Here is a 20,598-nt window from a genome sequence, read left to right as displayed (position 1 = left end):
TGAGCTGCAAGGACACGGACTGGTGAGACGTCACGCTTCAGCGGAATGCTCAAGCGAACGCTGCTCGCGGACAAAGTTCTCGACGAGCAGAGCCTGGCGGTTCCGAGCGCCGAGGGACGCCACTGCAACGGTTGCAGGGTACAAGGAGCCCGGATGGCTTGCCGCAAAGATGACCGGCAAACCCTGAATAACCGGTGATGAGCCGACATCTGTGAACAAGCGGTGTGGTCGATTGCAATCACCCATGTCTTGCGCACAGGTACCTTATGTCAGTGGATGAACTGAACTTGATGGTTTTACAGATGGCAGTCGAAAGCGTCCGCTCGCTCTCGTTGAGCTTCGCTGAAAAAGCCGCCGAGATAGCCACCAGGAGCCGCGGCATCTTGCTTTTCGACGTGCGGATCGACGGTGACGCGCAGGTCCAGCGGGTCGCAGCCATCCGATATCACGGCGGCCAATTCGGCGTGCTGGCGTTGGATGTACACGGCCTAGTTACCCACTATTGCATCGTTAACGGTATGTTCTCACATTACATTGCGTCCTTGGAGAGCTGGCACAGGATGCCCCTGTCGATGCAGGCCAAGATGGATGCCAACGGCAATGCCCGTCTCTTCGTAGCCGCGTTGCGGGATGCCGGACATATGCTGGGCACCTAGCATTGGGCGAGAATGCATCTGTGAATTTTGCATGTGCGTCACTGCGATGGCGCCGGCATGATCGTCATGCTCCAAAACGGCTGCGGCCCCCGCGAAGCGGTCGCCGCGATGATGGTGATCAACGGCGTTGCATCGATGCGAGCGTTTAGACAGAGGTCTCCTCCTGGCATCGAGCGCATGCAAGGAGCTACGCAAGCGCAACTGCATCAAGTATTTTGAAGGGATGACCTCATGCATGGAGCTTGCGCTGCATACGGGCGGCGCGAGCCGCGTTGCCATCCAGCAGAGAGGGTGCTTGCGGTACTCTCAATGACCCGAGAGCGCAAATGGACGTGGGTAAGCACCAGAACTGGCAACACCCATGGTGGTCCGCTGGACTCGCTGGAGGAAGCACAAGGTGTCGGCGGGCAGAGCGCAGCGAGTGCCTACCTCGATCTTTCTAGAAGCGCGCCGGCAGCCTGGGCGGGGGGCTTGGGGTTAGACTGCCGGCGCACGCCACTCACGAAGAGCGGCCCCTTTTCGTGGTTCGAACACCCATAGTCAACCCGGAAACGTCAGGATGCCCGCCATGTTATTTTCAGAGCGGCGCGATGCCGGCCATGTTGGCCGATTCAGCCTAGGAGTAGCCACTCTCGTAGGCCGAGTTGATGCTCAAGCGCCAGCATCGCCTCGCCGAACTACCAAGAGTTCGCCGTTACAATCCTTCGTCGCGAGCCGATGCCCTCGTGCACGTTTCGTAGCACTCCGGGCGGCTATATCGCCTTGTTGTTCGCGAGCCCATGTGAAGGGTTCCTGCATCGGAAAGTTGACGAGATTCTCTTGGCGGTACTGCGCCAGAGGCATCCCAACGGAATCAGCGTCTACAATCAGCCGCAAGCTTCACATCACAAGAGCGGCAGTCCACCCATTGCGGATCATCCGACTGATCAGGCGGCGTCCGAAATGTGCGACTCTGCCTCAAGGATTCCCACAGGTATGGAAAGCGATCTCGCTATCCGATCCCGATATCCCTTGTTGTACCTCAGACCTCGCTCGATGTTTTGAATTTCCTCAGCGGCAAGCCCGCTCGCGACCGTCAGGTCCTCGATCGAATACCCAAGGTGCTCACGATAAGCGCGGACGATGTGGGTCCCCTGCGACATAGCCGTCAAGACTGGTTCGGGAATGCGCGAATCGTTCATAAACATCTCCAAGAACATGGGAGCTCCCTCGGGAGATACCCCCCGGCGGCGCAGACCAAGCAAATCAAAAAATGGACGTCCATTCAGCCGGACCGGCCTCATCCATGGAATGGGCCGCCTGAATTAGGAGCTGGGTCGGAATATGGCGGCTCACCTCCTTCTAATCAAGAAAGCCAACGGCGAGAATTATTCGCGAAGGATCGCAGGTCGGATGCGCTACAGCCGATCAGGCCATCTCAGGCGGGGGCCCTGGAACTCTGAACACCAACTCGAACTCCCGGTACGGACACTGCTTCCTTCGGCCAATCTCCACCGGCGGGGGAGCGAAAGACCCACTCTTGAAAGCCCCCGGCTGCGTGCTGACGTCGGCTCTAGGAAGCTCGATCGCCCTGTGCCCCGATCGACCGGCCGAAAAAAGGGATTCCAAATTCCAGCAAACACTGGTCATCTGGTTTTCATCCGGATCCAGCCAAAGGGTAGCTTTCCATCGAGAGCTTCGCCATCTGTACAGGTTCACAATCATTCGACCGTGACCGATTTTGCGAGATTGCGCGGCTGGTCTACATCTGTCCCCATGAAGAGCGCCGTGTGGTAGGCAAGAAGCTGTATCGGCAGCGAGAAGATCATTGGCGCGATAATCTCGTCGACTACCGGCAGCACGAGCCTGTGCATGGTGTCGAGTTTCGATGCGGCTGCCCCATTTTTATCGGTGATGAGGATAATCCGCCCTCCACGGGCAGCCACTTCCTGCATGTTGGAGACGGTCTTGTCGAAAAAGCGGTCATGGGGCGCGATGACGATCACCGGCATGTTCTCGTCTATCAATGCGATTGGCCCGTGCTTCAATTCACCCGCTGCATAGCCTTCGGCATGGATGTAGGAAATCTCCTTGAGCTTCAGCGCTCCTTCCATCGCTAGCGGGAAACTGGTGCCACGGCCGAGATACAGGACGTCACGACACTTTGACAGTTCGCGCGACAAGAACTCGATCTCCGGCTGGATGCTGTTGAGTACCTGGCCCATGACGCGCGGCAATTCGGCGAGGCTCCTGACGAGTGCCTGCAGCTCGCCTTCGGGGACGGTCCCGCGGGCTCTGGCGGCGCTGAGGGCGAGTGCGGCTAGAACGGCAAGCTGGCAGGTAAAAGCCTTGGTAGAGGCGACGCCGATCTCCGGTCCGGCAAGGATCGGGAAGACCGTATCGGCCTCCCGAGCGATGGTCGATTCGCAGGCATTGACGATAGCGCCAATTTTCAGCCCACGCTCCTTGCAGTACCTCAACGATGCAAGCGTATCGGCGGTTTCGCCGGACTGCGAAATGAAAAGAGCCGCGGACTGCGGCGGCAAAGGGATCTCGCGGTAACGGAATTCAGACGCAACGTCGATTTCAACCGTCAGGCGCGCATAGCGTTCGAACCAGTATTTTCCGATCAGTCCGGCGAGATAGGCGGTCCCGCAGGCAGAGATCGCCAAGCTCGGAACCTTGGCGAAATCGATGCCAGGAACCATGTCGCGACCCTCTATGATGTTGATGTAATGACGAAGAGCATGGGCGATGACCTCGGGCTGCTCGTATATTTCCTTCTCCATGAAGTGGCGATGGCTGCCCTTGTTGGCCAGATCGGCCGCGGCCGTGGAGATATGGCGCGGACGCTCGACGGGATGGCCGTCGATATCGAAGATATGGGCGCCCGAATTGCCGACAATGGCCCAGTCGCCGTCCATGAGATAGGTAATTTCATTGGTGAAGGGCGCAAGAGCGATCGCGTCGGAGCCCAGGAACATCTCGCCGTCGCCGTGACCGATCGCCAGCGGTGGTCCGTTGCGCGCCGCCGTGATGGTCGACGGTTCATCTTCGAAGAGGATGGCAAGCGCATAGGCGCCCCTGACGCGTTTCAGCATGGCACGCGTGGCCTCTTGCGGCCTCATGCCCTCGCGGCGGTATCTTGCCAAGAGATGCCCAACGACCTCGGTGTCGGTGTCGGTCTGGAACTCGGCGCCATCCGCCGCCAATTCGTCCTTCAGCTCGGTGAAATTCTCGATGATGCCGTTATGGACGACGGCGACACCGTCGGTAAAGTGCGGGTGCGCATTGCGTTCCGTCGAGGCCCCGTGGGTTGCCCAACGCGTGTGGCCGATGCCGACTTTGCCGCTCAGCGGCTCTTCCTTCAGTCGCCTCTCGAGATTGACGAGCTTGCCCTCGGCGCGCCGGCGGTGCAAGGCACCGTCGATGATCGTCGCAACGCCGGCGGAATCATAGCCGCGATATTCCAAACCCTTCAACGCGCCGATCAACCGATCCGACACCGGCTGTTGCCCAACGATGCCAACAATCCCGCACATGTTCGTCTCCGCATTTTTGCGGGCAGCATCAGCCCACGCGAGACGGATACCCATCCGGCCGCTTTAAGTGGCGGCCTTGTAGTAGTATTCCATGATATTGGTACAATTGATTGTAGTGATCACTACCATCCACCCCATGGATAGGTCGGCTGCTGTGGGGACCTAAAGTTCTATTCGCGCCTGACGCTCTTATGAGAATCGCAAACTCACCCGCGGCAGGATCACGGCCTCAGAAAGGCCAGCAGGCCTTGGACAGTGGACGGACGACCGGCCTGCGAGCCCTTGGTCGGCGTCGATGTCTATGGCGACGACATGGCGGGCGACCGTGGCGATCGGCACAGCCGTCGCCGCAGCTTGTCGCCGAGACAGACCATCGCCGATGCCGAAGTCGGCGGCACAATGCTCATACATGCCGGACTGCCTGACTAAGCTGGAGGCCACGCAGCGCCGCTACCGGCGCCGGCGTGACCAATTGCGAATTCGTCGCCGGCGACGCCTATGAACTCGCTACTCTGGTGTCACGCCCCGTCGACCTCGTCTTCATGGCCAACGCTTTCCATGGCGTCCCGGACCGACCGCGGCTGGCACGTGCCGTGCGCGAGGCGCTCGCCCCCGGCGGGCATTATGCCATCGTCAACTGACACCGGCGCCGCGCGAGACGACGACGGTCCTGGGCGAGCCGCGCGGCCCGCGAAGCGAACTCAGGCTAATATCCATGAGCAGCGGATCGTTTTGGACGGCAACGGCCGAGTTACAGCCCAGAATGCGCTCGAAATAATGGCCGCTGAGCAACGGACGGCCAAACCGCGCCTCAGCCTCCGCATGCTCCGCCGGCATGAATTCGAGTCGGCGATCGAAATTGCCGAAACAAGGTGTGCACCTGGCGAATGCGGCTACATCTTCACGAGGCCGGGAAAAAGCCCATCCATCCGCAGCGCGTCGACAACGTCCTGGCAATTGACACCGGCAAACATCGTGTCCTGGGCTCTTTGCGACCTTCGGACCGGCTTTGCACCACGCCAGTGCATTCTCCGTGCCGGCATGGTGCGCGCCAACATGAACATGGGCAGCCACGCCGGGTTCTCGCGAATATCCGACAGGTAGGTCGGAATGCGTACGGCTATGCGACGCAGCATGCTGCCGTTTCGCGCGATCGTTTCAAGGCTTGCCGCGCCGGCTTTGTCGGGGTTCATAACGGTCATCGGGATCCTCAAGGCATGAATGCACTCATCGACGAAGGTTGGGTCCTACTGCTTCGCCGCGATTCGCCGCGGAAGAACTAGGCGCTTGCCACGTTTTGTGCAACGCACAATTGCAGTCAGAAATGGAGGTTGCGCGTTCGAATAAGACAATCACAACCACCCCAATTACCTCAGGAACTGTCTGTAGCCGCCGCCCATCAGGTAGCGGCCACGTTGGATGGCGCGACGTACCTGATCGCGAAGATGGCCACCTGGATGACGCCAATCTTCTTCGACGCGGCGTGTCCCGAACAAGGCAATGGCGACCTCCTGATGAGATGCTCCGGCAAGCGAGCCATCCAAAGCCTGGAGTACGATACGCAGACGCGCTCCGCGGTGTTCCGCCGGAAAGCAAGCAGCTGACAGGCGGGCGCAACCATTGACGTGGTTCAAGAACTGAAGGGCAGCGACATGGAACTTGAGGTGCTGCGGCTGAACGATCGCGTCGACATATAGCCGCAACGGGCGGAGGACGGACGCACCGGAAACGGCGATCTGCAGACTCCGGCAGTTCTCCCTCAGCAGCACGTGCTGCACGCCCGCAGCTGTCAGCAGGATGTCCTTGCAGCATGAGAGCGAAGAAAGGTGAAGCGGTTCAAAATCGTGGTCGAGCCCAAGCGGCTCCGCGGCCGCTCGTAGAATACAGGCGCAATCGCGCGGATCCCAAAAGACCCTTGCCGATGTAGCGTCCGAAAGTGGCGCGTCGGCGAAAAAGAAGGCTCCATTGTCTTAGGAGAGCTGATCCTGTCGTCAACTCGATTATCTGCATGTCGCCTTGGGGTCCGACAATGCAGGCGGACGGTGCCATCTTGGCGTGGTCGCGCTGGAATTGTGGATTGCGCCGAAGAAACTCCCAGGCCCAGCCAGTGCGTGGCAATCGTCTGGCATAGTGGTAAGCGTCGTGGCGACGCCAGTCCGGCCAGCATACAAGGCCGACCGTCGCTTCCTTGGACAGACCAGCATCCTTCATTGCTCAGGTGTCCACTATGGCGCTATGCCGACGGGCCTAGAACCGGTTGCCACAGTACCGGTCCAATCAAACGTCCCCTGCTGCGGATGCGCAAAAGGCTCGCGTGGGAAATCTCGAGAAACCCAGCCACCGCCTCCGTTTTGCCGACGCATTTGGGTTCTCCGATGCGCGACAATGGCCACGTAGCCAGGCGGAGGATCCGCTCCATGCGCGTATCCGTCACCGTTACTATCCGGGTCAGATCCTTGGCCAAGCCGAACTCGATCATGCCCGCGAAGAGCTCGTAGGTCGCCTGGGCCAGCCCGCCCGCAGCCTTGGGCGCCGACGGAGGAAGATCGAGCGCGAAACGACTGCTCTCCCATATGTCGGTGGTCGAGGGCACGACGTCAGCACCCAGCAGCACCGGGAAGGTGTCGCGCAACATTGTGGGTCCGGTGCTGGGCAGAAGACGCACGCAACCGCGAATTCGCCAGTCGGATCCTTTGAGGAGCAGATAGACGGGCTTCAGAGCATCAAAGGGATCGGATTCCATCTGGTCTTCGGTATCAACTTCCCAATCGAGCCTTTCCTTGAACACCCGAAACCTGAGCCCGTGCATCTCTTTGAGTTCGCCTGCAAACTCGTTGTAAAAGTCTGGTGTTATCAGTTGCATCATGGTCGCCTCCATGTGGGATGTGTTCCCGCCATCGAAGGGCAAAGCTGACAGCGATGCAGCCTGTAGAGGTTTACAGGTATCGTGGCTGAAGAATCAGGATCTCGTCTGGCCGGAGGCAGCCATGCGTGCAACGGCCTGGTTGATCGTTCGAACGCCAAACTTTGCCTTGGCGTTTTCCAAGTGAAAAGTCACGGTGCGCTTTGAGACGCCGAGAAGCTGGCTGATATCCCAAGCCGACTTGCCGCGCGCCGCCCATTTCAGGCACTCGAACTCCCGCGGGGTGAGCGTTACACCATCCACCACGCGATCATCGGCGAGCCTGCGCCGGACGTGGATATGAAAGTTGATGGCCACCAGCTGCAATGCTTTTTCGTAACGTGCCAGTGACCGCAACAGAAGCGGACGGGACTCGTCGGAAGCAAAGGTCAGGGCAGCAAACCGGCCGAGATGATCATGCATGGACATCGTCAGGCCGCCGCAGATGCCAAACTCAGCCGCACTCTCCAGAATTTGTTGCTGCGAATTCGGCAGACAGTGTCGAGCGCGGTCCACACCCCAATCGAATGTATCCCAGCCTTGCAGCCCGCGCAGGATGACCGGATCAAACCTGTGGTACCGCTGTTGCAGATAACGTGATGTCCAGGATGAAGGATAGTTTGAAATCAATTGGGGGGCGTCGCCGGAGGCCGACGGGTAAGTGAAATAGGCGAATAGCGGGAAGTCGAAGCCGGCTGCAGCGGAGGCCATTGCCTCACAGAGATCGGCAGCATCAACACTTGCAGACAGTTGCTCGACGAAGTTCTCAAACACGCGATGCATTTGCCCTGTGCGTAACCTCCGTTCGCTCAATGCCAGGCAGAGACCTTGTTTTAAACGATCCCGGACGGATACAGCGCGTGCCGAGAACGTGGCTAATCTGTTGAACCAATCCGAAATAGTCTGACGTTGTCTATGAGACGTGTGCCGCCGAGCCAGGCCGCGGCAAGCAACCGTGCCGGTCGATCAAGGCTTGGCATCGGGTGCAGATCTGCCTCTTCGCGAAGTTCCAGGTATTCGACCTCGCGATAGCCTGCCGCCAGAATTGCTGCGCGAGATTCTGCAAGCGTTGGCAGGACGGGTGAGCCGCGCCCAAGCCGCTCAGCCGTCTTGAGCAGGACCGATGATAGCTTGGGAGCAACAGCGCGTTGCGCTGGCGAGAGCCGCACATTGCGCGATGATAGCGCAAGACCGTCGGCTTCACGGACTGTCGGACAGGCAACAATGGTGATTGGAATATCCAAATCCCGGGCCATGCGGAGGTGAATTTGCTGAAAGTCCTTTTCGCCAAAGAAGCCGAAGTCAGCGCTGGTTTGCAGGAAGAGCTTGGCGACGACGGTCGCCACGCCATCGAAATGTCCCGGCCGGAAGGCACCGCACAGGCCCTCGCTGACACCGGACACCGAAACGGTGGTGGCGAAGCCCGCCGGATACATCTCCTCTGCATCTGGCGCATAAAGCAGGTGCGCTCCAAGCGGTGCGAGTTTGGCGGCATCCTCGTCCTCGGTGCGCGGATACGCGGCAAGATCGGCCTGGCTGTTGAATTGCTTCGGGTTTACGAAGAGCGTCACGATCACACGGTCTGCCTTCTCGAGTGCAGCGCGCACCAGGCTGAGATGGCCCTCATGCAGGACGCCCATGGTTGGCACCACGGCAATCCTCACGCCCTCGCGGCGCCATGCGGCGACGGTTTCGCGAAGCTGGTCAGCGCTCCTGACGATCGGCACGCTCACGCTGCTTCTCCGCATTTGGTGGCTTGCGTGTCGGCGGGCGTGGGCGCATCGGCAAACACGTGCTCGGCGGCCGGAAACTGGCGCTCCTTCACCTCGTGCGCATAGGAAGCGATCGCAGCCGCAGCCGCCTCCCCCAGTTCAGCATAGCGCTTGACGAATTTGGGTCGGAAGTCGCCGAAGAGGCCCAGCATGTCGTCGACGACGAGAATCTGGCCGTCACAGGCTGCTGAGGCACCGATGCCAATGGTCGGGGCCGCCACCTCCCCCGTGATCCGGCGGGCGAGCGCCTCAGGAACCTTCTCCAGGACGATCGCAACGGCGCCCGCTTCGCTCACGGCAAGTGCGTCGCGCCTGATGCGCTCGGCATCCCCGCCCCTGCCCTGCACGCGGTAGCCACCGATGGTGTTGATGGCCTGCGGCGTCAAGCCGACATGAGCCATGACCGGCACGCCGCGTGCGGCGAGGAAGCCGATCGTCTCTGCCATCGTTTCGCCGCCTTCGAGCTTGACGGCCGTGCAGCCGGTCTCCGCCATGACGCGCGCAGCATTTCGGAAAGCCTGCTCTGGGCTTTCTTCGAAGGAACCGAACGGCAGGTCGACGACCATCAGCGCCTGCTTGATGCCACGGCGAACCGCCTGGCCATGCGTGATCATCATCTCCAGCGTGACACCGAGCGTCGAGGGCAGACCGTGGAGAACCATGCCGACGCTGTCGCCGACGAGCACCACATCACAATGGGGATCGACAAGCCGCGCGACTGGGGTGGTATAGGCGGTAAGGCAGACGAGCGGCGTCCCACCTTTGCGCGAACGAATATCCGGCGGTGTGATCGCCTTGGTATCACCAAACGCGCTCAATGGATCCTCCTTCCCCTACGTTACCAACCGCGGGTGTCGCCTTTCGCACATTTTTGTGCAGGTGCGAAGAGCTAAAAAATGGCCGTGCAGCTGTGGGGTGTTGACGTGCCGACAGGCGCGCTTACACTAAATCGATTAAGGTGCCCCCCGAGCTGGCAAACCAATTCGCGAACATGGACGATCAGGCAATACGACTCAGGAAAGACAGAGCCGCCGTGAATGCCGACGACGTCAAAGTGGACCTGATCGCCTTTGTGGTCGCCGTAAACGACAGTGAACCCTGTGTCCTCACCATCGGCCAGGCGGACACCTTGCCCTCCGGTCCCTTTGCGCTTGAGCACCGATCGCTGCAATCCGGCTTGAGGGGGTGGGTCGAGCAGCAGACCGGCCATCGGCTGGGGTACATTGAGCAACTCTACACGTTCGCTGATCGGGATCGCATCGGCGCCGAGCGCCAGCAGCGCGTCATCTCCATCAGCTATCTTGCATTGACCCGCAAGGAACAGGCAGCGGGCCCGCCCAAGTGCGGATGGCAGAGTTGGTATGAATATTTTCCATGGGAGGACCATCGCTCCGGCACGCCTCCGGTCGTGCTGGATGTTCTGCGACCACGCCTGATTGAATGGGCAAACGGCGTCCGCGATGCGGCCACGCGACGTGAACGCTGGCAGCGGGCGACGATAGCCTTTGGCTTCGACGACCGCCTTTGGAACGAGGAACTCACGCTGCAACGCTATGAGTTAGTTTACGAAGCAGGCTTGGTCCAGGAGGCCGTAAGAGGGCGGGACGGGGCGCCCCCTCCGCTGGTGCCCAGCAAGTCCATGGTCGCCGATCATCGCCGCATCGTGGCGACCGGCATTGCGCGGCTGCGCTCCAAGATCAAATACCGGCCGGTCGTCTTTGAGCTGATGCCGACGGTCTTCACGCTTTTGCAGCTGCAGCGAACCGTGGAGGCGCTCGCCGGCAGGCTCATCCACAAGCCGAACTTTCGCCGACTGATCGAACAGCAGGAACTGGTCGAGGAGACCGGAGAGGCCACTACTGAGACCGGCGGCCGGCCAGCGAAGCTTTTCCGTTTCCGCCACGCCGTTCTCGACGATAGGCTCATCGCCGGGACAAAATTGCCGCTGGCGCGGGGTTGACATCCCTTATACTCACAGCAAGTATATGCTGGTTATTTTCAATTAGAGTATAAGCGGGAGAGGGTTGATGAGCGCCATGCTGCCTGCGGCCGCGTTGCTCTACGAGCGCGTCCGGCGAGTGATCCCGCCGATCGAATGGCCGGCTTTCGTCGACGATATCGAGGCGATCCTTGCACTGAAGCGCGAGCGCAACGCCATCATCCTGGCGCACAACTATCAGACGCCCGAGATTTTCCATTGCGTGGCCGACATCGTCGGCGACAGCTTGGCATTAGCCCGCACGGCTGCGACGATCGAGGCGCAAGTCATCGTGCTGGCCGGCGTCCATTTCATGGCCGAAACGGCCAAGCTCCTTAATCCGGACAAGACCGTGCTCATTCCGGATCTCAGCGCCGGTTGCTCGTTGGCGGAATCAATCACGGCAGAAGACGTGCGCTTGATGCGCCAGCGTTATCCCGGCGTTCCGATCATTACTTATGTAAACACGTCGGCCGAAGTGAAAGCCGAGTCGGATATCTGCTGTACATCCGGCAACGCCAAGGCGGTCGTCGAATCCCTTGGGGTTCTCCGGGTGATCATGCTGCCGGACGAATATCTGGCCCAGAATATCGCCGCCCAGACCGATGTACAGATCATCGCCTGGAAAGGGCATTGCGAGGTGCATGAGCGCTTTACACCGGCCGACATCCGCGAGTTGCGCGAAAGCCATCCCGGCGTGGTCGTGCTCGCCCATCCCGAATGCCCGCCCGACGTCGTGGCTGAAGCAGATTTTTCCGGCTCGACGGCTGCCATGTCCGACTATGTCGAAGGGCAAAGGCCGCCACGTGTCGTGCTGATGACGGAATGCTCGATGAGCGACAACGTCGCGTTAGCGCACCCAGAGGTCGAGTTCATCCGGCCCTGCAATTTGTGCCCGCACATGAAGCGGATCACGCTTGCCAACATCCGCACGGCGCTCGAGCAGAACCAACATGTCGTAACCATCGAACCCGGGATCGCCGGGCGCGCGCGGCTTGCGGTCGAACGGATGCTGGCAGTTTGAGCGCCGACCTCCGCAGCTTCTTCGGGCGTCCCATCATCATCGGCGGCGGCATCGCCGGACTGATGACCGCGCTTCAACTGTCGCCGGAGCCGGTGCTTCTTCTGTCAAGGTCGCTGCTGGGAGCTGACAATTCGAGCACCTGGGCACAGGGGGGTCTGGCTGCAAGTTTCGGCGAAGACGACGAGCCGGCAATGCACCTGGCCGATACGCTTGCTGCCGGGGATGGTCTCTGCGACAGAGACGTGGCGAGCCGCATCCTCCAAGCCGCGCCCAAGGCGATAGAGGGGCTTGCGGCCTTTGGGGTTCCCTTTGACCGCACGCCGAAAGGATCACTGTGCCTCGGATTGGAGGCCGCACACAGCCGACGTCGCATCGTTCATGCGCATGGGGACGGCACCGGGCGTGAGATCATGCGTGCCCTGATCGCGGCTGTGCGTTCCACTCCGTCGATAGTTGTCGTGGAGGGCGTGGAAGCGCGCCGGCTGGCCGTGCGAGAGAATGCGATCCGGGGCGTCTGGGCGAGCTGTTCGATCGGACCTTTCTTCTTCGGCTCACGGCGGGTCGTCCTCGCCACCGGTGGCATCGGGGGACTGTTTCTCGACACCACGAACCCTTGGGGAAGTTGCGGACAAGGCCTTGCACTTGCGGCCCGCGCTGGAGCTGTCCTAGCCGACCTCGAATTCATCCAGTTCCACCCGACCGCGCTTGACGGCCCGGAACGCCCTATGGCGCTGGTCAGCGAGGCTGTCCGAGGCGAAGGTGCTGCCCTGATCGATGAAACCGGCCAGGCTTTTCTCCAGAGCGTGCCAGGGGCGGAACTTGCGCCTCGCGATGTCTTGGCCCGGGCCGTGTGGAACCATCTTGCGGACGGCCACCGTGTTTTTCTCGACGCCCGACAACGGCCTGGCCCGGCATTCGCTCGACATTTCCCGACAATCGCATCAGCCTGTCGTGGAGCGGGCATCAATCCCGCCCGCGATCTCATCCCCATTCGGCCGGCCCAACACTACCACATGGGTGGCGTTGCAGTGGACAGCTCCGGCAGAACCTCCGTCAAGGGGCTGTGGGCCTGCGGCGAAGTCGCTTCGACAGGACTGCATGGCGCCAACAGGCTCGCCAGCAATTCCTTGACAGAAGCCATCGTGTGCGCCCGCTGGGTCGCTGAAAGTGTCGCCGGGACGCCTGCGCGCAGAACAAGGCCTGCGTTTGCCAACGTTTACCCACCGCCCGCTCCGATACCCGTGCGTGTTTTCCTGTCGCGCGCACTCGGCATCGTCCGGGATGGTGAAGGTTTGAAAGCAGCCGCGCGTGCCTTATTGCCGCTCGCCGAAAGCAAGGATGCGGTCTCGGATCCGGCGGCTGTCGGGCTAATGATCGCGGTTGCCGCCTTGTTGCGCGAAGAAAGCCGCGGCGCTCATTACCGGACAGATTTTCCTCATCATGCGACTGCCGCCCGACGGTCCGAAATCACCCTCGAAGCCGCCTTGGCTACAGCGCGGGGACTCGGACACTCGCCAAGTCTCGAAGGGCCGAAGTGATGACACTTTCACCGCTACCCACGGTCGTGCTTGAGCCGCTTGTACGGGCAGCTCTTCTTGAAGATCTTGGCAGAGCCGGCGACTTGACCACGCAGGCCATCGTCCCGAAGGAATACCAAGCGGGAACCGTGTTGGTGGCGCGACAGTCCGGAGTTGTCGCCGGCCTCGATCTGGCGATGCTCGCTTTCCACTTGATTGATCCTGCTGTCGAAATCTCGGTGGAGCGCGCAGACGGCTGCAATGTCGTGGATGGAGAGATCATTGCATCAGTGGTTGGCCCGGCCCGGGCCATTCTCACAGCCGAAAGGACGGCACTCAATTTTTTGTGCCATCTGAGCGGCATCGCCACGGCAACGGCATCGATCGTCGCTGCGGTTCGTGGGTATGGCGCGAAGATCGTCTGCACCCGCAAGACGACGCCCGGATTGCGGGCAGTCGAAAAGTATGCCGTGCGCGCAGGTGGCGGGTCCAATCACCGCTTCGGTCTGGACGATGCAATTTTGATCAAGGACAACCACATCGCCATCGCAGGCGGCGTCCGCCCAGTGCTCGAGCGAGCACGAAGAGCGGCCGGTCATCTCGTCAAGATCGAAGTCGAGGTCGATACTCTGGCCCAGTTGGAGGAGGTACTTGGCTTCGCTCCCGATGCGGTTCTGCTCGACAACATGTCCCTCCCCGATCTTCGCCGCGCCGTCGCAATGGTCGGTGGCCGCGCTATCACCGAGGCTTCTGGCGGGATCACGTCCCATACAGCGCGGGCGGTTGCCGCGACCGGCGTTGATCTGATTTCGGTCGGCCGACTCATCCACAGCGCGCCGATCCTGGATATCGGCCTCGACCATCGGGGCTCATGATTGTCTGAGTCAGGATTGGGTCAACTGTCCTCTCCGATCGTCAACAGTCAGATAGCAAAGACCCCGCAAGACAGACCGGAGGAACAGCATGGACATGCAAACGGCAAGTTCAACGCAGACATCGCCACAGGCTCAATCCCCTGACCCCGGAGCGTGGACCCTGGAGAAGGCTCAGGCACTTTACCATGCCCCCTTCAACAATCTCCTCTTCCTGGCGCAAACGGTGCACCGCCAGAATTTCGATCCAAACAAGGTCCAGCTCAGCCGGCTGCTCAGCATCAAGACGGGAGGATGCCCGGAGGATTGTGGCTATTGCAGCCAGTCGGCGCGTCACGAAACCGGCCTGAAGGCGTCGAAGCTGATGGAGGTCCGGCGCGTCATCGCCGAGGCGACCAAGGCGCGTGATGCCGGCGCCACGCGTTATTGCATGGGCGCGGCCTGGCGAAACCCCAAGGCGCGCGACATGGATGCGGTGGTGGCGATGGTCGAAGGCGTCAAGGCGCTGGGCATGGAGACCTGCATGACGCTCGGCATGCTCGATCTTGAGCAAGCCGCTCGACTGAAGCAAGCGGGCCTCGACTACTACAACCACAACATCGATACGTCGGAACGCTACTACAGCGAGATCATCAGCACGCGCGGCTATGCCGAGCGGCTCGACACGCTTGAGCAGGTTCGTCGATCCGGCATCAAGGTCTGCTGCGGCGGCATTATCGGCATGGGCGAGGAGCCGGTGGACCGGATCGACATGTTGGTGACGCTGGCCAATCTGCCGGAACATCCGCAAAGCGTTCCGATCAACATGCTGATTCCGATCGCCGGCACGCCGCTTGCCGATGCCAAGCCCATTGAGCCGATCGAATTCGTGCGCGTGATCGCGCTGGCGCGCATCATGATGCCGAAATCGCATATCCGTCTCTCCGCCGGCCGTATGGCCATGACCGATGAGATGCAGGCGCTGTGCTTTTTTGCCGGCGCCAACTCGATTTTCGTCGGCGACACGCTGCTGACGGCGGACAATCCCGGTGAGGACAAGGATACCCTGCTGTTCCGGCGCCTTGGCATCGAGCCGATGGAACTCGAAGCGCAATGAACGGGGCGCCGCTTGCCAGTTATGATGCGACCTTGAAGAGGCTGGCGCGCAAGGACCGGCTGCGGACGCTTTCGCCCCGCGCCGGGCTGGACTTCTCGTCGAACGACTATCTCGGGCTGGCCTCGTCCAGGAGACTTGGCGATGCTGTTGTGGCGGCGATTGCGCGGGGCACGCCGGTTGGCGCCACCGGGTCGCGGCTGTTGCGCGGCAATGCACCGGAACACGAGCAGCTCGAGGCAGACGCGGCGGCATTCTTTGGAGCCGACCGCGCGCTGTTCTTCAGCAGCGGCTACATCGCCAACTTCGCTCTGCTGAGTGCCCTGCCGCAGAAAGGCGATCTTTTGGTTCTCGATGAGCTCGCCCATGCCAGCATGCATGAGGGTGCGCAGGCCGGGCGCGCACAGTTCGTGCTGGCCGCGCACAACGATGCAACCGCTGTTGAGGATGCGATCACACGTTGGCGCGCCGCAGGCGGCATGGGATGCGTCTGGATCGCGGTGGAAAGCCTTTACAGCATGGATGGCGACTGCGCGCCTTTGGAGAGCCTGGTCGCGCTTGCCGATCGGCACGGCGCATTCATCGTCATTGACGAGGCGCATTCGACCGGCGTCTGGGGACCGGACGGCCGGGGGCTTGCCGCCGCTTTCGAGGGCCGCGACAACATCGTCGCGCTCCACACCTGCGGCAAGGCGCTCGGCGCATCTGGTGGGCTCGTGACCGGGCCGAGGACACTGTGCGAGTATCTGATCAACCGTTGCCGGCCATTCATCTACGCCACCGCGCCATCGCCGCTGATGGCAGTGGCAGTGCGCGAAGCACTCGCAATGCTCGCCGACGAGCCTATGCGGCGTGTTCAGCTGCATGAACGCGTTGCCCTCGCCGGCCGCCAGCTGGCCGAGCGCTGCGGCGTGATACCCAGCGGCTCGCAGATCCAGCCCCTCGTAATCGGCGATGTCAGGCGCACCATGGCAGTGGCGGCGCGCCTGCAGGCCCGCGGCTTCGACATACGCGGTATTCGTCCTCCGACCGTGCGCACGTCGCGGCTGCGCATCTCACTGACGCTCAATATCGGCGAAGCCGACATTTCCGCCATGGTCGAGGCGCTGGTCGAGGTGTTGGCCCAAAGATTGCCGGAGGCGATATGACCCAACGCATCGTCATCACCGGAACCGACACGGGAGTTGGCAAGACCGTGTTTGCGGCTGGGCTCGCCGGTTTGCTCGACGGCTTTTACTGGAAACCGGTGCAATCGGGCCTCGACGGCGAGACCGACAGCGAGGTGGTCGCGCGGCTTGCCGGCTTGCCCTCAGAGCGCGTGCTGCCGGAAGCCTACCGCTTGCGGAGCCCGCTGTCGCCGCATCGTTCGGCCGAGATCGACGGCGTGGCGATCAAGGCTGCCGATCTTGCTTTTCCCGTGCTACCGACGCCGCTCGTCATCGAAGGCTCCGGCGGCCTGATGGTGCCGCTTAACCGGCGCACAAGGCTCATCGACATCTTCGCTGAATGGCGGCTGCCCGTCATTCTGTGCGCCCGCACCACGCTCGGCACCATCAACCACACCTTGCTCTCGATCGAGGCGCTCCGCGCCCGATCCATCCCGTTGGCCGGCATCGCTTTCATCGGCGATGAGATGGCCGATACGCAACGGACCATCGTGGAATTCAGCGGTGCGCCGCAGCTCGGCAGGCTGCCGCACCTCGATCTGCTGACGGGCAAGACACTGAGGGACGCAATGATTGCCGGCTTCGCCTTCGCCTCGATTACTGGAGGTGACTGATGTCGCAGTCTCATGTGTGGCATCCCTTCACCCAGCACGCGCTCGAGCCTGCGATCCCAGAAATCGTCCGGACTGAAGGCGCCTATCTCCGCAGGGCCGACGGCGCCCGCATCCTGGACGCCATCTCCTCCTGGTGGGTCGTCACACATGGCCACCGCCATCCCCGCATCATGAAGGCAATCGAGACAACCGCGTCGAGCCTCGACCAGATTATCTTTGCGGGCTTCACGCACGAGCCGGCAGAGCGCTTGGCCAAGGCGCTTGTCGGCCTCGCTCCCGCTGGACTCGACTGGGTGTTCTATTCCGACAGTGGCTCGACCTCGGTCGAAGTAGCGCTGAAGATGGCACTCGGTTATTTCCGCAACATCGGCGCCCCACGCTCGCGCATCGTCGTCATGCATCACAGCTATCATGGCGACACGATCGGCACGATGAGCGTCGGTGCGCGTGGCGTGTTCAACGCCGCCTACGAACCCTTGCTGTTCGAGGTCGCCACCATCCCCTTTCCGGCAGCGGGGCGCGAGCAGGAGACGCTGGATCGTTTAGAGGCTGTGACCCGCGATCGACGAGCCGCAGCCTTAATCGTCGAGCCGCTGGTGCTGGGCGCCGGCGGCATGCTGATGTATCCGGCTTCAATTCTGGCCGAATTGAAGAAGATCACTGAGGCCTCCGGCACGCTGCTGATCGCCGACGAAGTGATGACCGGCTGGGGGCGGACCGGAACCATGTTCGCCTGCGAGCAGGCATCGATCTCTCCAGATATCCTGTGCACCTCGAAAGGCCTGACCGGCGGCGCCATCCCGCTGGCCGTAACGCTTGCCACCGATGCCATCTTCCAGGCTCATTATTCCGAGGACCGGAAGAAGACGTTTTTCCATTCGAGCTCCTACACTGCCAACCCGATTGCCTGCGCGGCAGCACTTGCCAATGTCGAGATCTGGCGGGACGAGCCGGTGGCCGAGCGCATTGCGGCCTTGAGCGCAATGCAGGCCACCGGGCTTCGACGCTTTCGCGACAACAGCTTCTTCACCGACTGCCGGGCGACCGGCACGATCGCGGCGCTCGACCTGCGAACCGGTTCCGCAGGTTATCTCGCCGAGATCGGACCGAAACTGCGCGCTTTCTTCCTCGAGCGAGGGCTACTTGTGCGCCCGCTCGGCAATGTCCTCTACCTTCTGCCACCCTATTGCATCACCGGCGACGAGCTCGAGCGACTCTATGACGCCATTGAGGAGGCGGGCGAACGCTTCGGGTCCAGGCCATGAGCAAGTCGTCGCGCATTCTCGGGTTTGGCCATCATGCGCCTGGGCGAAAGGTGGCGAATGCCGAAATCGAGAGCAATCTCGGTCTTGATCCAGGCTGGATCGAAAGGCGTACCGGGATACGGTCGCGCTTCTGGGCAACCGACGAAGACACGCTGTCTGGTCTTGCTGCGCAGGCCGGCGACATGGCGCTGGCGAACGCCGGTATTGCGCGCCACGACATCGGTCTGCTGTTGCTTGCCACCTCGACGCCCGACCATCTTCTGCCGCCCAGCGCGCCGCTGGTCGCACACAAGCTTGGCCTTGGCCGCGCAGGCGCGGTGGATCTGACCGGCGCCTGCGCCGGCTTCATCTATGCGCTGATGTTTGCGGACGGATTTACCCGCCTGCACGGCAAAGCGAGCCTTGTTATCGCCGCCAACATCCTCAGCCGCCGCATCAATCCAGCCGAGCGCGCAAGCTCGGTCCTGTTTGCCGATGCCGCCGGCGCCCTGGTGATCGGTCAGTGCGATGATGCTGATCGGGGCATTCTCGGTGCCTCGGTGGCTTCGGACGGCTCGCGCTACGGGCTGATCCAGATTCCCGCAGGAGGAAGCAACAAGCCGTTCCACGGTGACCTCGATCTCGCGCAAACCCGGATGAGGATGGCGGACGGCCGCGAAGTGTTCGCAAAGGCCGTCGAGATGATGACCGATTGCTCGATAAACGCGCTAGCCGCTGCCGGAGTGCGGCCACACGATCTCGGCCGGTTCGTGCCGCATCAGGCCAATACTCGGATTTTCGACGCGGTCGGGAGGAACCTCGGCATCGCGGACCAAGCAATTGTCAAGACGATTGCCGAATACGGCAACTCTTCGGCCGCGACGATCCCGCTGTCGCTCTCGCTCGCCAACCAGACGGAGCCATTCCAGCCTGGAGAGAAAATCCTTCTGTCGGCGGCGGGTGCGGGTCTCAGCGGCGGCGCTCTCGTGGTTGGAATCTAGCCGGCCGGCTCACGCGCGCAGGACTGGTCATGAATGGGAATAGGGCAACAGAACCAATGCCAAAATGGCCTTCTGAAGCTCGACATGACCGAGCTGACGCAGCACGACCCCGTGCGAGCCTCTGGATGCGATCAAATGCATCACCTGTTGCATCATTCGTGCCATCTGAATAAAGCTCAAATACAAAGGGTGAGCCGCCCCATATATGTCTGATACCCGACATTGTTCACATAAACGGCTCGATGCTTACACGCTCTTTGCTCTCTTCTCTTTGCTGTCTGCTCTTTTCTCTTTGCTCTTTGCTCTTTCGTCTTGACTAGCAGGAGCATGCGGCTTATCTCATTGCCGCGTTAGCACTCGCTTCCGCTGAGTGCTAAGCACGCTCCGGCAACGGAGAACCGTTCAACATCCGCACCAAGGACATCCAAAAATGGCAAAGTCGAATTTCCGGCCGCTGCATGACCGCGTGGTCGTTCGCCGGGTCGAATCCGAATCCAAGACCGCCGGCGGGATCATCATCCCGGATACGGCGAAGGAAAAGCCGCAGGAAGGCGAGATCATCGCCGTCGGCTCCGGCGCTCGTGACGAAGCTGGCAAGCTGGTCCCGCTGGACGTCAAGGCCGGCGACCGCATCCTGTTCGGCAAGTGGTCGGGTACCGAAGTCAAGCTCAATGGCGAAGACCTTCTGATCATGAAGGAATCCGACATTATGGGCATCATCGGCTGATATCAGGCCTTTCCTTCGCACCATCAAATCTGAATTTCGGGCGAGATGCCCAGGAGTAAAAAAATGGCTGCCAAAGACGTAAAATTCTCCCGCGATGCCCGTGAGCGCATGCTTCACGGCATCAACATCCTCGCCGACGCGGTGAAGGTCACGCTCGGCCCCAAGGGCCGCAACGTCGTCATCGACAAGTCGTTCGGCGCACCGCGCATCACCAAGGACGGGGTCACCGTCGCCAAGGAAATCGAACTTTCCGACAAGTTCGAAAACATGGGCGCGCAGATGATCCGCGAAGTTGCTTCGAAGACCAACGACATCGCCGGCGACGGCACCACAACCGCGACCGTTCTGGCGCAGTCGATCGTCCAGGAAGGCAACAAGGCCGTTGCCGCCGGCATGAACCCGATGGACCTGAAGCGCGGCATCGATCTGGCCGTGACCGAAGTCGTCGCGGCGCTCGGCAAGGCTGCCAAGAAGATCAAGACCTCCGAGGAAGTTGCCCAGGTCGGCACGA

At 61.4% G+C, this 20,598-nt stretch carries 22 protein-coding genes and 1 pseudogene; 14 read left to right on the top strand and 9 right to left on the bottom strand.

Annotation, left to right across the window (positions count from 1 at the left end):
- Positions 1-266 precede the first annotated feature (266 nt).
- Entirely contained in the window at positions 267-656 is a 390-nt protein-coding gene (locus tag NKH02_RS23030; protein WP_023735820.1) for a hypothetical protein, read from the top strand.
- 926 nt (positions 657-1,582) lie between these two features.
- Here the strand turns inward: NKH02_RS23030 and NKH02_RS23025 are convergent.
- Positions 1,583-1,837 carry a helix-turn-helix domain-containing protein gene (locus NKH02_RS23025; RefSeq protein ID WP_023735822.1) on the bottom strand — a complete coding sequence of 85 codons (255 nt, stop codon included), beginning with the start codon at positions 1,835-1,837 and terminating at the stop codon, positions 1,583-1,585.
- Between the two features lie 519 nt (positions 1,838-2,356).
- Complete coding sequence (gene glmS, locus NKH02_RS23020) at positions 2,357-4,177, bottom strand: glutamine--fructose-6-phosphate transaminase (isomerizing) (RefSeq protein ID WP_352881700.1); 1,821 nt, start codon at positions 4,175-4,177, stop codon at positions 2,357-2,359.
- Positions 4,178-4,432: 255 nt separating this feature from the next.
- On the opposite strand from glmS, the gene NKH02_RS23015 reads away from it, so the two are divergent.
- Entirely contained in the window at positions 4,433-4,606 is a 174-nt protein-coding gene (locus NKH02_RS23015; protein ID WP_352604117.1) for a hypothetical protein, read from the top strand.
- A 35-nt stretch (positions 4,607-4,641) separates the two neighbouring features.
- The gene (locus tag NKH02_RS23010; RefSeq protein ID WP_023762808.1) at positions 4,642-4,818 is read left to right on the top strand and encodes a class I SAM-dependent methyltransferase; all 177 of its coding nucleotides are present in this window, start codon (positions 4,642-4,644) and stop codon (positions 4,816-4,818) included.
- A 46-nt stretch (positions 4,819-4,864) separates the two neighbouring features.
- On the opposite strand, the pseudogene NKH02_RS23005 reads toward NKH02_RS23010, so the two are convergent.
- The 7 genes and pseudogenes from NKH02_RS23005 to panB all read right to left on the bottom strand — a co-directional run.
- Positions 4,865-5,379 (bottom strand): annotated as a pseudogene (locus NKH02_RS23005) (hypothetical protein); the annotation flags it as partial.
- Positions 5,380-5,544: 165 nt separating this feature from the next.
- The gene (locus NKH02_RS23000) at positions 5,545-5,955 is read right to left on the bottom strand and encodes a DUF2285 domain-containing protein (RefSeq protein ID WP_023762811.1); all 411 of its coding nucleotides are present in this window, start codon (positions 5,953-5,955) and stop codon (positions 5,545-5,547) included.
- 58 nt (positions 5,956-6,013) lie between these two features.
- Positions 6,014-6,388, bottom strand: a complete 375-nt coding sequence (locus NKH02_RS22995; RefSeq protein WP_352487474.1) for a transcriptional regulator domain-containing protein — start codon at positions 6,386-6,388, stop codon at positions 6,014-6,016.
- A 22-nt stretch (positions 6,389-6,410) separates the two neighbouring features.
- Entirely contained in the window at positions 6,411-7,043 is a 633-nt protein-coding gene (locus NKH02_RS22990; protein WP_352834931.1) for an acyl-homoserine-lactone synthase, read from the bottom strand.
- Between the two features lie 93 nt (positions 7,044-7,136).
- Positions 7,137-7,862, bottom strand: coding sequence for a LuxR family transcriptional regulator (locus NKH02_RS22985; protein WP_023766594.1), 726 nt, complete (start codon positions 7,860-7,862; stop codon positions 7,137-7,139).
- Between the two features lie 92 nt (positions 7,863-7,954).
- A complete protein-coding gene (gene panC, locus NKH02_RS22980; protein ID WP_352881696.1) occupies positions 7,955-8,812 on the bottom strand; it encodes a pantoate--beta-alanine ligase in 858 nt (285 codons plus the stop codon).
- Positions 8,809-9,669 carry a 3-methyl-2-oxobutanoate hydroxymethyltransferase gene (gene panB, locus NKH02_RS22975; RefSeq protein ID WP_352881694.1) on the bottom strand — a complete coding sequence of 287 codons (861 nt, stop codon included), beginning with the start codon at positions 9,667-9,669 and terminating at the stop codon, positions 8,809-8,811. The genes panC and panB overlap by 4 nt, the downstream gene beginning before the upstream one ends.
- A gap of 173 nt (positions 9,670-9,842) precedes the next feature.
- Here panB and NKH02_RS22970 point away from each other — a divergent pair, with 173 nt between their 5' ends.
- The 11 genes from NKH02_RS22970 to NKH02_RS22920 all read left to right on the top strand — a co-directional run.
- Positions 9,843-10,811: an NUDIX hydrolase gene (locus NKH02_RS22970; protein ID WP_023735838.1), complete on the top strand. Its 969-nt coding sequence runs from the start codon at positions 9,843-9,845 to the stop codon at positions 10,809-10,811.
- Positions 10,812-10,878: 67 nt separating this feature from the next.
- Positions 10,879-11,853, top strand: a complete 975-nt coding sequence (gene nadA, locus NKH02_RS22965) for a quinolinate synthase NadA (RefSeq protein ID WP_023766591.1) — start codon at positions 10,879-10,881, stop codon at positions 11,851-11,853.
- On the top strand, positions 11,850-13,391 hold the full coding sequence (locus NKH02_RS22960; protein ID WP_352881738.1) for an L-aspartate oxidase: 1,542 nt from the start codon (positions 11,850-11,852) through the stop codon (positions 13,389-13,391). Before nadA ends, NKH02_RS22960 begins: the two co-directional genes overlap by 4 nt.
- Complete coding sequence (gene nadC / locus NKH02_RS22955; protein WP_352723288.1) at positions 13,391-14,245, top strand: carboxylating nicotinate-nucleotide diphosphorylase; 855 nt, start codon at positions 13,391-13,393, stop codon at positions 14,243-14,245. The genes NKH02_RS22960 and nadC overlap by 1 nt, the downstream gene beginning before the upstream one ends.
- A gap of 94 nt (positions 14,246-14,339) precedes the next feature.
- Entirely contained in the window at positions 14,340-15,338 is a 999-nt protein-coding gene (gene bioB, locus NKH02_RS22950) for a biotin synthase BioB (protein ID WP_050591511.1), read from the top strand.
- Positions 15,335-16,483: an 8-amino-7-oxononanoate synthase gene (locus tag NKH02_RS22945; RefSeq protein WP_352631746.1), complete on the top strand. Its 1,149-nt coding sequence runs from the start codon at positions 15,335-15,337 to the stop codon at positions 16,481-16,483. The genes bioB and NKH02_RS22945 overlap by 4 nt, the downstream gene beginning before the upstream one ends.
- Positions 16,480-17,115, top strand: coding sequence for a dethiobiotin synthase (gene bioD / locus NKH02_RS22940; protein WP_023735844.1), 636 nt, complete (start codon positions 16,480-16,482; stop codon positions 17,113-17,115). Before NKH02_RS22945 ends, bioD begins: the two co-directional genes overlap by 4 nt.
- On the top strand, positions 17,115-18,380 hold the full coding sequence (locus NKH02_RS22935; protein ID WP_352631748.1) for an adenosylmethionine--8-amino-7-oxononanoate transaminase: 1,266 nt from the start codon (positions 17,115-17,117) through the stop codon (positions 18,378-18,380). Before bioD ends, NKH02_RS22935 begins: the two co-directional genes overlap by 1 nt.
- Complete coding sequence (gene bioZ, locus NKH02_RS22930; RefSeq protein ID WP_352631750.1) at positions 18,377-19,360, top strand: 3-oxopimeloyl-[acyl-carrier-protein] synthase BioZ; 984 nt, start codon at positions 18,377-18,379, stop codon at positions 19,358-19,360. The genes NKH02_RS22935 and bioZ overlap by 4 nt, the downstream gene beginning before the upstream one ends.
- A gap of 430 nt (positions 19,361-19,790) precedes the next feature.
- On the top strand, positions 19,791-20,087 hold the full coding sequence (groES, locus tag NKH02_RS22925; protein WP_019863563.1) for a co-chaperone GroES: 297 nt from the start codon (positions 19,791-19,793) through the stop codon (positions 20,085-20,087).
- Positions 20,088-20,150: 63 nt separating this feature from the next.
- Positions 20,151-20,598: TCP-1/cpn60 chaperonin family protein (locus NKH02_RS22920; RefSeq protein ID WP_352881691.1), on the top strand; the 448-nt coding region annotated here is incomplete at its 3' end.

Origin of the sequence: Mesorhizobium sp. M1396 (assembly GCF_040317725.1) — a bacterium.
GTDB lineage: Bacteria > Pseudomonadota > Alphaproteobacteria > Rhizobiales > Rhizobiaceae > Mesorhizobium.
The sequence above is the reverse complement of the archived record's forward strand: the minus strand, read 5'-3'. Positions and strand labels throughout refer to the sequence as shown.

Excerpts from the sequence above, each read along its gene's own strand:
- NKH02_RS23030 (WP_023735820.1), top strand. The coding sequence starts at position 267 with ATGTCAGTGGATGAACTGAACTTGATGGTTTTACAGATGGCAGTCGAA.
- NKH02_RS23025 (WP_023735822.1), bottom strand. The coding sequence starts at position 1,837 with ATGAACGATTCGCGCATTCCCGAACCAGTCTTGACGGCTATGTCGCAG.
- glmS (WP_352881700.1), bottom strand. The coding sequence starts at position 4,177 with ATGTGCGGGATTGTTGGCATCGTTGGGCAACAGCCGGTGTCGGATCGG.
- NKH02_RS22995 (WP_352487474.1), bottom strand. The coding sequence starts at position 6,388 with ATGAAGGATGCTGGTCTGTCCAAGGAAGCGACGGTCGGCCTTGTATGC.
- NKH02_RS22990 (WP_352834931.1), bottom strand. The coding sequence starts at position 7,043 with ATGATGCAACTGATAACACCAGACTTTTACAACGAGTTTGCAGGCGAA.
- NKH02_RS22985 (WP_023766594.1), bottom strand. The coding sequence starts at position 7,862 with ATGCATCGCGTGTTTGAGAACTTCGTCGAGCAACTGTCTGCAAGTGTT.
- NKH02_RS22970 (WP_023735838.1), top strand. The coding sequence starts at position 9,843 with ATGGACGATCAGGCAATACGACTCAGGAAAGACAGAGCCGCCGTGAAT.
- nadA (WP_023766591.1), top strand. The coding sequence starts at position 10,879 with ATGAGCGCCATGCTGCCTGCGGCCGCGTTGCTCTACGAGCGCGTCCGG.
- nadC (WP_352723288.1), top strand. The coding sequence starts at position 13,391 with ATGACACTTTCACCGCTACCCACGGTCGTGCTTGAGCCGCTTGTACGG.
- bioB (WP_050591511.1), top strand. The coding sequence starts at position 14,340 with ATGCAAACGGCAAGTTCAACGCAGACATCGCCACAGGCTCAATCCCCT.
- NKH02_RS22945 (WP_352631746.1), top strand. The coding sequence starts at position 15,335 with ATGAACGGGGCGCCGCTTGCCAGTTATGATGCGACCTTGAAGAGGCTG.
- bioD (WP_023735844.1), top strand. The coding sequence starts at position 16,480 with ATGACCCAACGCATCGTCATCACCGGAACCGACACGGGAGTTGGCAAG.
- NKH02_RS22935 (WP_352631748.1), top strand. The coding sequence starts at position 17,115 with ATGTCGCAGTCTCATGTGTGGCATCCCTTCACCCAGCACGCGCTCGAG.
- bioZ (WP_352631750.1), top strand. The coding sequence starts at position 18,377 with ATGAGCAAGTCGTCGCGCATTCTCGGGTTTGGCCATCATGCGCCTGGG.
- groES (WP_019863563.1), top strand. The coding sequence starts at position 19,791 with ATGGCAAAGTCGAATTTCCGGCCGCTGCATGACCGCGTGGTCGTTCGC.